The sequence below is a fragment of the Pseudomonas mediterranea CFBP 5447 genome, assembly GCF_000774145.1.
In the GTDB taxonomy this organism is placed as follows: Bacteria; Pseudomonadota; Gammaproteobacteria; order Pseudomonadales; family Pseudomonadaceae; genus Aquipseudomonas; species Aquipseudomonas mediterranea.
On the sequence record NZ_KN322982.1, the window covers coordinates 267165 to 280457 of the forward strand.

A 13293-nucleotide genomic window follows, 5' to 3' on the forward strand; every position below is an offset into this window, starting at 1 on the left:
GTGTCCGGCTAGGACAGTAAGCAACGCTTATCTGCCTTCAGCGACTCCAATGGAACCTACAATGACTGAGCGCTCACTTCACCGTAATGCCCTCGCCCGCTCTTCGCAACCGGGCCTGTTGCGCCAGGCCATCCACGCCGCGCTGTTCTCCACCGTACTGGGTGTCGGCGTCCTGCCGCTGCTGGCGGTCGCTGCCGATGATGGCGCGACAACCAGCCATCAGCGCTACAACATCGCTCCAGGCCCGTTGAACGAGGTGTTGAATCAATTCGCCCGTCAGGCAGGCATCACCCTGGCCAGCACGCCGGCACAGACCAACGGTGTGCAATCTCCCGGACTCAAGGGTGACTACTCGCCCGACCAGGCCCTGAGCCATCTGCTCAGCGGGTCGGGGCTGGTTGCCGTCAGCCAGGATGGCAGCAGCTACGTGCTGCAAGCCGCGCCCGCCGACAACACCCTGGAACTGCCGACCACCGACATCCGCGGTTTTGCACTGGGCAATGCCTTGGGCAGCATGGAGGGCTACAACGCCACCCATAGCCAGGTCGCCACCAAGACCAGCACCGCACTGCGGGAAACCTCGCAAAGCGTGTCCGTGGTCACCCGCGAACAAATGGACGACCAGGGTGCGCAAACCGTGTCCCAGGCCATGCGCTATACCCCCGGCGTGCTGACCAACCCCTACGGCGCGACGCACCGTTACGACTACGTGGCCATGCGCGGTTTCAACGACGGTTCGGTGGACAACATCTACCTGGACGGCCTCAAGTCCATGGGGGACAGCGGGACCTACAGTTCCATGCAGGTCGATCCCTATTTCCTGGAGCGGGTCGATATCCTCAAGGGGCCGTCCTCGGTGCTCTATGGCCGCAGCTCCCCAGGAGGCCTGGTGGCGCTCACCAGCAAGAAACCCTTGTACGAGGCCTACCGCCAGGTCCAGGCCACGGTCGGCACCCAGGGCCAGCGCGGCATGGGCTTCGATTTCACCGGACCGGTGGATGACGAGCAACGCCTCACCTATCGCCTGATCGGCCTGGCGGACACCTCCGACACCCAGTTTGACCACACCAAGGAAAAGCGCTTCACCCTGGCGCCCACGGTGAACATCGACTTCAGCGAGGACACCTCGCTGACGCTCCAGGCCTATCTGCAGCATGATCCCGATGGCGGCTACCACGGGGGCATGCCGGCCGATGGCGCCTTGCACTCGCGCAATGGCCGGCGGATTTCCGAACACTTCTTCGAAGGCGAGCCTGGCATCGACCGCTATGAACGCGACCAGCAGTCGTTCGGCTACCAGTTCGAACATCGCTTCAGCGACGTGTTCACGGCCCGGCAGAACTTCCGCTACCTGGATTCGGAGGTGAAGAATGATCAGGTCTACGCCTTCGGCTGGACCACGCTTACCAGCAATGAACTGAACCGCTACTACACCGGCGCCGAAGAAAAACTCCACTCCTTCATCGTCGATAACATGCTGCAAGCCGAGTTCTTGACCGGCGCGACAAAGCACACCCTGCTGATGGGCGCCGACTACCAGCGACGCAAGACCGTGGTCGATTGGACCAGCGGCAGCCTCGCCCCGATCAACGCCTTCGACCCCAGCTACGGCAACACCGCCATTACCTACTTCAGCCCCACCAGCTACCTGCGGCGCCTGGAGCAGACCGGTGTCTACCTGCAGGATCTGATCGAACTGGACCAATGGCGCTTCTCCCTGGGTCTGCGCCAGGATTGGGTCGAGACCTCCGACGAGAACCGCATTGCCGAATCCGGTCGCCCGCAGGGCACCGAGATCAACGACAAGCGCACCAAGCTCACCGGCCGCGCCGGCGCGCTGTACCTGTTCGACAACGGCCTGGCCCCGTACATCAGCTATTCCGAGTCGTTCAACCCCAACTCCTATGCCGACAGCGCCGGCAACCCCCTGCCGCCCACCGACGGCAAGCAGTGGGAACTGGGCTTGAAATACCAGCCGCCGGGCACCGACGACCTGTACACGGCCTCGCTGTTCCGCATCGATCAGGAAAACCTGGCGACCAAGCTGCCCCAGGAAAACTTCTACCGTGCCATCGGAGCCGTGCGCTCCCAGGGCCTGGAGCTGGAAGCGCACCTGCAACTGACCGAACAGTTAAAGCTGCTGGGCAGCTACACCTTTACCGACATCGAATATTCGAAATCGATGATCAGCACCCTCAGCAGCGCCACCGACATCATCGAAAACAAGGGCAACTCGCCGACCCAGGCCCCGCGTCACATGGCCTCGCTCTGGGCGGACTACCGCTTCGACAGCGGCGCGCTCGATGGTCTGCGCCTGGGCGGCGGTGTGCGCTATGTCGGCTACAGCTGGGCCGACGCGGAGAACACCATGAAGGTGCCGGCCTATACGCTGTTCGATGCTTCGGTGGGGTATGACCTGGGCAAGGTCGGATTGAAAGGTGTGGACGTTCGCCTGAACGCGAACAACCTGACCAACGAAAGCTACGTCGCCTCATGCGCCAGCCTGAGCTTCTGCTACCTGGGTGAAGAGCGCAATGTGGCGGCTACGGTGAGTTATCAGTTCTAGTCATACCCATTCCTGTGGCGAGGGAGCTTGCTCCCTCGCCACAGGTTCTTTGCACGGACCGCCTCACGCCCGGACCGTATCCCCACCTTCCCTGGCGACGCTCTCCTGGCGCACGAACCGGTTCGCCCGGCCGAAGGTGCCGAAGTCATTGAACCGCACCCCCATCTCACGCATTACCTCATGGGCCACCGGCACCGTCAGTTGACGGATGTAGAACGGCTCCTTCACCACAAAGTGATGGATCCCGTGACTGCTGCCGAAGTTGAAGCAGAACGCCTGCAACGGCCACAGCCACCACGGGTTGAGCACCTGGGTTTGCTGAATGACATTGCCCGGTTCGACGTCACCGTAGTAATGCATGTTGGAACTGATGAAGTGCAGGCAAAAGGTGCGCAACACGTTCGGGCCGATGATCACCACCGCCGCGATATCGATCACGTGCATCATCGCCAGGGTGTCCGCCGACCAGTCAATCGACGCACCGAACAGGCCCGCAACGCCATTGGCCCCGTGGAAACCGAGAAACATGTACCAGGCTCCCCAGTGCAGCAAGGCCAGCGGGAAATACACCTTCAGCGTGCGCTTGAGGATGCTGCGTCTGTGCGTCCAGGTCTTGGCCCGCAACAGACGGATGAGCGCCGACATGACGTTGTCACCGACCATCAGCAACCGCGCCATCCCCCAGGGCTCGCCGTTGGTGATGGCCCGTTCTTCCAGGTCGGCCTCGGTGCCGGACATCTTGTGGTGATTGAGGTGCAGATGGCGGCGGATCCACGGGTTGATGGTGCTCGGCCGCGCCAGCCACACCAGCCCCATCATCAGGTTATGGGGCAGGCGCTGCTTGCGGAAATACATGCTGTGGATCAGATCGTGCTCCAACTCGTGGGTCAACGAGGCGAAAAAGGCATTGAGCAACAGACACGCCCAACCGGCCAGATAGCCATTGATGTAGAGCAGCGCCGAACCGATCATCCCCGCCAGGGCGAACGCCAGGATGCCCGCACCCAAGGCATCCTGATGCAGCAGGATCGGGTAGCGTCGGCGCAGTTCTTCGCCATGGGCCAATACCGCTTGGCGAATATGGGCGGATCGCTGTTGTGCATTCAATCGCTCGGGACTTGCGCTACGGCCAGGCATGGCTTAAATCCTCTGTTAGAGATGTGCTCATCCTGACCAGCCTTGCTGTGCAGGGTGGTAGCCGTAGACGCCAACCTGTTGACCGCAAGCGCCAATCATCATGACTGAACCGACCACCCTCGCCAGCTGGACCCGCGCCCTGCGCAAACAGCTCGATGCGCTGGGCCTGGATGGCCATGCCCTGTGCCTTGAGGCCGGACTGGACCCGCAGTTGATGGACGATCCGAACGCCCGTTACCCGCTGTCAGCCACCACCCGCCTATGGGCCTTGGCGGTGCAGGCCAGCGGTGATCCGGCCATCGGCCTGCGGGTATCGCGCTTCGTCAGCCCCACGACATTCCACGCCTTGGGCTACGCCCTGGTGGCCAGCGGAAGCCTGCGGGAAGTGTTCGAGCGCATCGTGCGCTATCACCCGGTGGTCAGCGATGCGCTGACGCTGCAACTCAATCGCTGCCAAGACCGTTACCGCTTCACCCTGGATGTGCCCCAGGGTCGTCCCATGCCGGCTTTCGAAGCCATCGACGCGTTCGCCGCAATCTACGTGCGCACCTGTCGTAACCGCCTGGGGCGCGACTACGCACCGCTGGCGGTGTACCTGCGCCGCCCTGAACCGGCAGACCCTGCGCCGTGGCATAAAGCGTTCCGCTCGCCGGTGCATTTCGCCGCCGAACAGGATTACCTGGAGTTCAGCCTCGCCGACTTCGACAGCCATCTGGACGACGCCAACCCGGAGCTGGCCGAACACAACGAAGCGGTGCTCAAGCGTACCCTCGCCCACCTCCAGCCGCTGACCTGGGAGCGCAAGGTGCGTGAAGCCATCGAAGCCCAACTACCCGAAGGTGAACCCAGCGCCGAACGCATCGCCCAAGCCATGCACTTGAGCCTGCGCAGCCTGCAGCGACACCTGGCGGACGAAGGCTGCCGCTTCGACGCGCTGCTCAACGAATGCCGGGAAAACCTGGCGCTGTTGCACCTGCGCGATCCCCAATGCTCGTTGAGTGAAGTCGGCTACCTGCTGGGCTTTGCCGACGCCAGCAGCTTCAGCCGCGCGTTCAAGCGCTGGACCGGGATGACGCCGGGACAGTTTCGGGAGGGGTTGCGCTAGCAGGACTGGCCTCATCGCGAGCAGGCTCGCTCCCACAGGGGTTAGGCGTTGCTGCGGATACCATGGCAAACACAGACCCGATGTGGGAGCGAGCCTGCTCGCGAAGGCGATGGGTCAGTCCATCGAAGGCTTGAGACTGCGTTGGAGCCCGGCCGTCCAGGCCTCGAATGGCTTCTCCGGTTGCTCTGAATCGTTCGTTAGCCCCCATGTAATGCCGCATCTCCACCATGGCAAGGTCCATCCCATGGATCACTTGCTCTATCAGCTCGTTGCAGCGGCCCTCGGTCAGGTTGCACGCTGAACGACCGAATCGTGTAAGCATTTTGTATTTTGGCCAGGCTTTTGAACCACCCAGCAACAGCGCCATGTTGTCATTTCGGATGTACACGGCAGTGCTGACGATGTCATAGGCTGGCGCAAGTCTGATAGACGCATCTGCCCCGCAATGGTCATAAAGCACTCCGAAATTTTTCAGATGTGCGTCGCCATTTTTCAGACCGGCCGAGAGTGCAACGATCTTGAACAAGGACTCCAGCGCCTGATTGAGTAAATGAGGTGAAACGAATGCCTTGATCTGCCGAGCCGCCCCTTCATATGAACCGTCGTACTTGGCCCTGGAGGGTGAGCCGTTGAGCACACAAAAATCTTCAAAGCCCAGATGACTCCCGGGACCCGGTAAATCAAAACGCTTCACGATCAGAAATTTTCCACGTTCGCTCAGCTCAAGTTCAGGAACCTCAAGCCCCGCGTGCAACGCAGCCCGCATGCAAAAAAACTCATTAGCGGCCAGTTCCGGGAACTCGTCGGAGCGAAAAGCCTTGATCAAATGCGTGGCCCCCCGATGGATCAACCGATCGAATGTCGCTCCACTGTCACGCACCAGAACCTTGGGTTGTACTCCCGAGACACCAGAATACTGCCCGTAAGTGTGCAGCAGATCCTCGAACAGGCCTTCGGCCCCATCATGCACCAACAAGTCCCCCAGACTGGTTTCGGGCGGACCGACCTCGGCCTCCAAGCGACCGATGCCAACCCGGCCCAATTGATGGGGGCCCACGATGGAAAGCATTGAAAAGTCATCGAACCCTCGGACCGCTTTGCTGAAACGACGAACCAACTCGTCACGCAAGGCACCTTCGGGCAAATTCATTTCGAAGATCGGCGGTACGCCCGATTCCCAGTCATAGCTTTCAAGGCGCGCGGGCATGGTCAGCGAAACGGACTGTTCTTCGGTCGTGTTTGCGGCATAGGAAAATACCGAGTCGCTGCGCACTTGCCCCCGCCCAAGAGTGCCTACGATCGTTTCGCTGACCGAAACCTGTAACCTGTCCGGTCCTTGCTCTTCAGCCATGGAAAGATTCCTTTTTCAGCGAGTCGAGCGTCGGGCGTTTCGATGGCCGAGCAATGGCTGCCAACTCGTAGCCGAAACCATTGAGGATCGCTTCGACCTTACGGATCCCAACTTCAGGAATGGTGTTGTTCTCGATGCCCGAAATCGTGGCTCGGCTCATACCGTATCGGGCCGCCAAAGCCTCTTGAGAGAGATTCCGTTCTTTACGGAGACGTCTGATCAATTCGCCAACTGTTTTCATAGGAACAATCCGCATGATATGCGATGCATAAAATGCATTTTTCTATAAAACGCATCGCATTTAGTTCAAATCATGCACGAGTGTAGCGTATACAGAATTTTGCAGGGGCCTCAAATCACGGTAAGCACTCGCAGCCGCTCGATATCAAGGATCTCGATTTCGCCATAACCCAGGTGAAGAATGCCCTGGGCCTGCAAGTCCTTGAGGATCTGATTGGTGGTCTGGCGGGATAGCGAAAGCATCAGGGCCAGTTGTTCCTGGGACAGTTGCAGGACCTGTCGCGCCGATTCGATTTCGCCGTAGCCCTCGGCGATCAGCAGCAGGCGATGGGCTACGCGTGCCGGCGCAGGCATCAGGCTCAGCTGTTCGAGGTTGATGAAGGTCAGGCGCAGTTTGTGGCTCATCAGCAGCGCGAGATGCCGCCAGCAGGCCGGGTGTTGGTCGAGGAAGGCCAGCAACGTCGCCTGGGGCAGATGCAGCAGCGTGCAGTGCCCCACGATGACTGCGTCATGGGTACGGGGCTGGCCGTCGAACAGGCAGATTTCACCGAACCAGTGGGGCGCTTCCACCACGCTCAGCAGCGCTTCCTTGCCATGTTCATTCACCGAGCCGACCCGCACCGCGCCTTCCAGCACGGCATACAAGCCGCACGGTGGATCGCCGCGCTGGAACAGCCGGTGCCCCGGCAACAGGCGGCGCACCCGCGACATGTCCAGCAGGCTATCCTGGAACGAGGCGGGCAGATGGCTGTACCAGTGGCCGGCCATCAGGTGCGAGTGCCAGGGGTGCGAATTCATGAAAACTCCGGGAAGTGTCGGCTAACTGACAGAACACCTTATGAGACCTGGGCATCATGCAGGCATCACCTCAGGAGGAACAACAATGAAAAGCCTCGTCGATCATCTCAGTCAATACGCCGCCTATCACCGCGATCCGCGCAACATCGCCAGCCATTTCATTGGCATTCCGCTGATTTTCGTCGCGGTCGCCGTGCTGTTGTCACGACCGGGCTGGCCAATGGGCGCGCTGCTGCTGTCACCGGCGTTGCTGGTCGCGGCGGCCAGTGCCTGGTTCTACCTGCGCCTGGAGTTGCGCCTGGGTGCGCTGATGACGCTGCTGCTGGGCCTGGCCGTGTGGCTGGGGCAGGTATTGGCCGCGCAAAGCACATCGGTGTGGCTGGGCAGTGGCCTGGGGATGTTTGTGCTGGGCTGGGCGATCCAGTTCGTCGGTCACTATTACGAAGGCCGCAAACCGGCATTCGTCGATGACCTGACCGGGTTGATCGTCGGGCCGTTGTTCGTAGTGGTCGAGGCAGAATTCCTGCTGGGACTGCGGAGCGAGCTGAAGCGGGCCATCGAGGAACGCGCCGGCCCGGTGGTGTTGCGCAACCAGCGCTCGGCCGCCTGACTCCCGCGAATAAGGTGGATTTTGTGGGAGCGAGCCTGCTCGCGATAGCGGTGGGTCAGTCAACACGCAGTTGATTGACAGGACGCCATCGCGAGCAGGCTCGCTCCTACAAAGGTTTTGCATACTCCTTCAAGGATTACAGCGCACCGAACTCGACCCGGATGGTCAGCGCGCCGGTGTTATCGCTCAAGCCAGCCCCGTATTTCCCGGTCAGGTCATCGTTGATGCACAGTTGCAGCTCCCCTTGCTGGTTGCCCGGCACCTGCGCCAGATCCCCCACCAGGAACGGCGTGCCATTGTTGCCCACACGACCGATCAAGGCGCCTTCGGCAGCACCGGGCAAGGTATAGCTGCTGTAGTCGATGTGCCTCGAACCCCCCTTCCCATCGACATTGCCGCCTTGCGGGCTGGCACACCATAACCCGCTGACGTAGCGAACCAGGCGCGGCACCAACCCGTTGACCTGCACACCGGTGCCCTGCCAGGCAACATTGGATTGGACCTTCATCGTCACCGCCCTCAGGTCGTTGGCCACGGTGTCCCCGGCCTGGAACGACAACGCCGCGATGGTCAGGCTCGGATTCGAGGTCCCGCTGCTGGGGAAAACACCATCGCCCACCAGGAACAGGTTCTTGTGATCCCAACTGCGCTGGTCCTTGTCGACCACCGATTTGGCCGGGTCACTGCCCATGCGATAGGTGCCCATCAGGTGCCCGGCACCTTGGAAGCTCATAGGTTCGTTGTAAGTGAACGTCCCCGGCTTAAGAGGCTGGGTCAGCTCTACGGCGCCAAGCAGGTCTTTGATAATGTGAGTGGCCAGCCGTTTTGCCTCCAGGAATCCCCTCTGGGTGTATTTGGACAATTCATAGTGGATTTCCGGCCGGGGAATACCGAGCCGGTCCTTGTAGTCGGCGGACGGCACGATGTAGCACTTGGCGTTATCGGGATCGTCTTCCACCTGCTCCACCAGGAACGCGATGCGGAACTGCCGGATGAAGATGTCGTTGAGTTTTTGCACCAGCGCCGTTCCATAAAGCGCTTCGGTAGGGGCTTTGGGGTCCTGGTTCGGGTTCAGTGGATTGACGCCGTTGTTGTTCGTGCCGTCGATGAAGTCGGCCACTGTGTTGTAGGGATCGTTGGCCGGCCAGTTCCAGCCCTCGTTGCCGATTTCAATGCGCCACGCCGCTCGCTGACTGCGAAAGGCACCGTCTCGCAGACTCTCGATACCCGCGGTGGACAGGGGACCGCGGTACGGAAAAATCGCCTTGCCTTCAGGCATCAGGCCCCACGCCAGGTAGATCGGGTGGTCGGCCAGGCTGCGTCCCACCTGACCGCTGCTGTTGGCTACGCCCTTGGGCCAGGCGGGCGTGGCGGAGTTGAGCAATAGCTTGGGGGTTTCGATGGCATGGGCGGCGATCACATAACGTTGGCCGAGGGCCACGCCAGTGCCGGTGACCGGTCCGTCACCCAATTGATACTGCATGAACTCCACACCGCTGACATTGTTGTCCGCACCCACGGTCACTTTGCTCGCCACGGTTCGGTACAGCACCTTGACCTTGCCGGTGGCCAGGGCCTTGGTCATCGTCACCGTGGCGTCGTACTTGGCCTGGATCGGGCAGATCGGTGTGCAGTTGGTATTGCCGGCACACACCCGGCGTCCCGCGTAGGGCTCGGAGTTGCGTCCAGCGGGTGTCGGACTGACCACCAATGGCAAGCCATCGAAGGTCTGCCCCGTCACCGCCGTGACAAAACTGCCATCGACCAGCGACAACGGAATGCTGTGCATCGGGAAGGCGTAGCCTTCGGGAAAGGTGATGCCCAGGTACGCCTGGTCGGCGACGTTGGCCGAGACGCCGATTTCCGCCTCGGCCCGACAGTAGGCGCTTTGCAGATCGTCGTAGCCAATGGGCCAGTCCACCCCGACGTTGTACAAGGATTTCAGGCGAAAATCGTTCGGCACCATGCGCAGGCTCGTTCCGACCCAGTGCCAGGTGGTCCCGCCGCCCACTCGCTCATAGGTGCTGGTGAAGGGCATCGGGCCTTTCTGCACCAGGTAACTGACTTTTGGATTGTCCCAGCCCAGGATCAGGTCGGCGATGGTCGCACGTGGAGCGTTCTGCCCGGCCGGGTCACGGGGCGGGTCCAGGCTGGTGACCGGTGGATAGGGCGATTCCGGGGTTTTCAGCGTGGTCGTGTAGAACCGTTCCAGGTATTGAGCCCGGTTGACCGGGATCTCCGGTCCCGACTCGAGCACCAGCACCTCCACCCCGGCCATGGCCAGTTGATAGGCAACGATGCTACCGGCCAGACCGGCGCCAACGATCACCACTTCGGCTTGTTCAGTACTCATGACCGGTCTCCTTGCTGTGCATTGGAGGACGCGGTGGCGGGTACGCCGGTCAAGTCCTCGAGGCTCGGCGGCTGTTCGTTCCAGTAGCCAAAGAACGATTCGCTGTAGCCCATGGGGTGAGCCTGGGCGGCTTTCCAGGCCCAGCTGTTGATATACGCCTGGTCGGACACCACCGCCGAGTCACCCTTTTTGTAATTCCCCGCGTCATACGGCTGGTACCAGACACCCAGGAACCAGAGCTTCATGATCGAACGCGCCGCCAGCACGGAGTTGGGGGTCGGTTGCGTGGTGACCAGCACCTGCTGGGCGATCTTGTCCGGGGGCACGTTGTCGGCCGCCAACGTGGCGTACTGCGCCAGCAACGGGTTGAGCACATCGGTGGTGATGCGTGGGGTGACGTAATCGAGAAACAGCGGCGGCAGACCTATCGGGTCGAGCTGCGGCGCCAGGCGCGCGATGGGAATACCGGTCAGGGCCGATGACAGGCCGACGAAATTGTCCAGGTCAGTGCTCATTGTTTGGCTCCTTGTCCAGAAGTGGACTGCGCGCGTTCGAGCAAATAAGTGAAGTCCGCGAAGCTGGTGCGTGGGGATTCGGTGACATGGGTGGCCGCGTTGCCATGACAAGCCATGCAACTGGAAGACGCCTGGGGCGTGGTGCCCTGGACGTAGGTTTCCAGCGTGGCGTTGGCCAGGAACGGTGGGGCGGGATTGCCCAACGGATTGGCGGCCGAAATCTGGCAGTTCGGTGGTGGCGTGGCGCTCGGCCACTGGGTGCTGATCAACTGATAGTTGGCCCAGACACTCTGCGGGTTGGCCGTGCGCAACAGGGCCTGGTAATGGGCGTTCAAGGTGTTGGTGGGCCCGGTCAGCGGCACTTCGCGCACGATCTGCGAAGGCGTCGCCTTGACGGCCGGGTTCCATGGTCGTGGTGGCGGCTGGTTGACCGCACTGGTGCTGGCGGGGTTGTAGAACAGGTATGGGCCTTTGCGCTGCGCCACCGGTGTGGATTGCTCCGGCACGTTGTTCACGTGCTCGAAGGTCGACCAGACCCACTGCGGTGCACTGGCGGTCTTATGGACGATGTGCAAGCCCACCAGCCCAACCGACTGCGATGCACACGACTCCTCGACGATCGGCCCGTGGCTCGGGTCGCTGTTGCCCGGCGTATAGACCAACGCGTCGACCGTGTGAAAATCCTGCGGACGGTCGTTGGCGCCCAGCACCTTCCAGGATGCCTTCACCATCACCGAACCGACCTGGCTCGTGTCGTTGGAACCACAGCTGAACGCCACGGTGTTGGTCTTGTTCGCGGCAAAGAATTTCTGCTGGCCTTCGATGCTGTACAGACCGTTGTCGACGATCCCGTTGAACATCGATTGGTTGACCACGATTTCGTTGCGCGTATAAACGCCGTTCTGATCCACCAGCGGGCCGCTATCGAAGGGCTGGATAAACTCATCCAGCATGTCGGGAACCTTGCCCATCTGCTGCAGCAACCGCCCGGGCTTGAGCTGCTTGCACACTTCGGGAAGCGTCGCCGGCGCATCCCAGGGCAAGGGTGTCTGGCCCTTGGCGCGGAAAATCTGGTAGCTCTCTTTCCAGCTTTCCCAGACCGTGGCCCCATCCTGCTTGCCAATGGTGGTGCCGGTATTGGGATTGCCATTGTCCAGGGCCGGCCAGTTCAGGGCGATGAAGGTCTGCCACGACAGTTCATCGAAATTGCCTTGCAGGCTGGACAGGGAGATGGGCTGGGTGGCCGTGACATCGAAGGGTATTTGCGGCGACAACGAGGGGTCGGCGCTGGCGTACGGGCATAGCAGAACACTTAACAAGGCACAGCCCAGCGGGCCACGCCGACTGACTTCCATTCTCATGCTTGATCTCCTTGGCATCAGGGCGCCAGAAGATCACACCGGTCCGTCATGGACTCTCACTGCCTCCTGGCACGTCAGAGTCTAGGTAGGGTTTGAATCAAGAAGAGGGGTGGAAGTAGAACCAATCGAAGCAAAGCGTGACGGTGTTATTCGGATACAGACGGTGTGACGGAGGACGCCATCGCGAGCAGGCTCGCTCCCACAAGGGATTTCAGGGAGACCACGATCCCTGTGGGAGCGAGCCTGCTCGCGATGCTTTTGACCCTAGAGGTTGGCGACCTTCTGCCAGACCTTCGGCTTGAAGAACAGCGTCTCACCCTTCGCCAATCCCACCAGGCTGTCGTGATCCTTCACTACTTCAGCCTCGATCAGCTCACTCTGACCTTCCACCTTCAACGTCACCCGGGTCGTAGCGCCCAGCGGACGGATGTCCCGCACCTCGGCGGCGTGGTGGTCTTCCAGCTCCGAACGCGACAGCGAGACTTCATGGGGACGGAACAGTACATGCCGGTCTTCACCCAAGTGCAGGCGGTTAGAGTCACCCAGGAAGTGATACACGAAATCACTGGCCGGGTTTTCGTACACGTCCCCCGGCGAACCGATCTGCTCGATCACACCCTTGTTCATCACCACGATGCGGTCGGCGACTTCCATGGCTTCTTCCTGGTCGTGGGTCACGAACACCGAGGTCAGGTTGATGTCCTCGTGCAGCCGCGCCAGCCAGCGACGCAGTTCCTTGCGGACCTTGGCGTCGAGGGCGCCGAACGGTTCGTCCAGCAGCAATACCTTGGGCTCTACCGCCAATGCGCGGGCCAGGGCGATACGCTGGCGCTGGCCGCCGGACAGTTGCTCGGGGTAACGGTCGGCGAGCCAGTCCAGTTGCACCATGTTCAGCAGCTCGTGCACCTTGGTCGCGATCTGGCTCTCGTTCGGACGCTGGCCCTTGGGTTTCATGCGCAGACCGAAGGCGACGTTGTCGAACACGGTCATGTGGCGGAACAAGGCGTAGTGCTGGAACACGAAGCCGACGTTGCGATCGCGCACGTCGTGGCCGGAGACGTCCTCGCCGTGGAACACGATATTGCCCTGGTCCGGGGTTTCGAGGCCGGCGATGATCCGCAGCAGCGTGGTCTTGCCGCAACCCGACGGGCCGAGCAGCGCCACCAGCTCACCGCTCTGGATGTCCAGGCTGATGTCGTCCAGGGCCCTGAAGGCGTTGAAATTCTTGCTGACGTTACGGACTTCGATCGACATGAC

General features: G+C 61.3%; 10 protein-coding genes and 1 pseudogene. 3 read left to right on the plus strand and 8 right to left on the minus strand.

Features of this window, described 5'->3' with window-relative positions:
• Window positions 1–61 precede the first annotated feature (61 nt).
• On the plus strand, window positions 62–2566 hold the full coding sequence (locus N005_RS05385) for a TonB-dependent siderophore receptor (protein WP_047700081.1): 2505 nt from the start codon (window positions 62–64) through the stop codon (window positions 2564–2566).
• Window positions 2567–2629: 63 nt separating this feature from the next.
• Here N005_RS05385 and N005_RS05390 read toward each other — a convergent pair whose 3' ends face one another.
• Complete coding sequence (locus N005_RS05390; protein ID WP_047700083.1) at window positions 2630–3703, minus strand: fatty acid desaturase; 1074 nt, start codon at window positions 3701–3703, stop codon at window positions 2630–2632.
• A 100-nt stretch (window positions 3704–3803) separates the two neighbouring features.
• On the opposite strand from N005_RS05390, the gene N005_RS05395 reads away from it, so the two are divergent.
• Entirely contained in the window at window positions 3804–4808 is a 1005-nt protein-coding gene (locus N005_RS05395) for an AraC family transcriptional regulator (protein ID WP_047700085.1), read from the plus strand.
• A 114-nt stretch (window positions 4809–4922) separates the two neighbouring features.
• Here the strand turns inward: N005_RS05395 and N005_RS05400 are convergent.
• The 3 genes and pseudogenes from N005_RS05400 to N005_RS05410 form a co-directional block, all read right to left on the minus strand.
• Window positions 4923–6159, minus strand: a pseudogene (locus N005_RS05400) (type II toxin-antitoxin system HipA family toxin).
• On the minus strand, window positions 6152–6400 hold the full coding sequence (locus N005_RS05405) for a helix-turn-helix domain-containing protein (protein ID WP_047700087.1): 249 nt from the start codon (window positions 6398–6400) through the stop codon (window positions 6152–6154). The pseudogene N005_RS05400 and the gene N005_RS05405 overlap by 8 nt, the downstream one beginning before the upstream one ends.
• 110 nt (window positions 6401–6510) lie before the next feature.
• Window positions 6511–7197 (minus strand): Crp/Fnr family transcriptional regulator, encoded by a 687-nt coding sequence (locus tag N005_RS05410; protein WP_047700089.1) that lies wholly within the window; start codon window positions 7195–7197, stop codon window positions 6511–6513.
• 85 nt (window positions 7198–7282) lie between these two features.
• On the opposite strand from N005_RS05410, the gene N005_RS05415 reads away from it, so the two are divergent.
• Entirely contained in the window at window positions 7283–7807 is a 525-nt protein-coding gene (locus N005_RS05415) for an Mpo1 family 2-hydroxy fatty acid dioxygenase (RefSeq protein ID WP_047700091.1), read from the plus strand.
• 136 nt (window positions 7808–7943) lie between these two features.
• Here N005_RS05415 and N005_RS05420 read toward each other — a convergent pair whose 3' ends face one another.
• The 4 genes from N005_RS05420 to N005_RS05435 all read right to left on the minus strand — a co-directional run bounded on the left by N005_RS05420 (window position 7944) and on the right by N005_RS05435 (window position 13290).
• Window positions 7944–10160: a GMC family oxidoreductase gene (locus N005_RS05420; RefSeq protein ID WP_047700093.1), complete on the minus strand. Its 2217-nt coding sequence runs from the start codon at window positions 10158–10160 to the stop codon at window positions 7944–7946.
• Entirely contained in the window at window positions 10157–10675 is a 519-nt protein-coding gene (locus N005_RS05425) for a sorbitol dehydrogenase (protein ID WP_047700095.1), read from the minus strand. The genes N005_RS05420 and N005_RS05425 overlap by 4 nt, the downstream gene beginning before the upstream one ends.
• Window positions 10672–12036, minus strand: a complete 1365-nt coding sequence (locus tag N005_RS05430; RefSeq protein WP_047700097.1) for a hypothetical protein — start codon at window positions 12034–12036, stop codon at window positions 10672–10674. Before N005_RS05430 ends, N005_RS05425 begins: the two co-directional genes overlap by 4 nt.
• A 264-nt stretch (window positions 12037–12300) precedes the next feature.
• Window positions 12301–13290: a sulfate/molybdate ABC transporter ATP-binding protein gene (locus N005_RS05435; RefSeq protein ID WP_047700099.1), complete on the minus strand. Its 990-nt coding sequence runs from the start codon at window positions 13288–13290 to the stop codon at window positions 12301–12303.
• Between the last annotated feature and the right edge of the window lie 3 nt (window positions 13291–13293).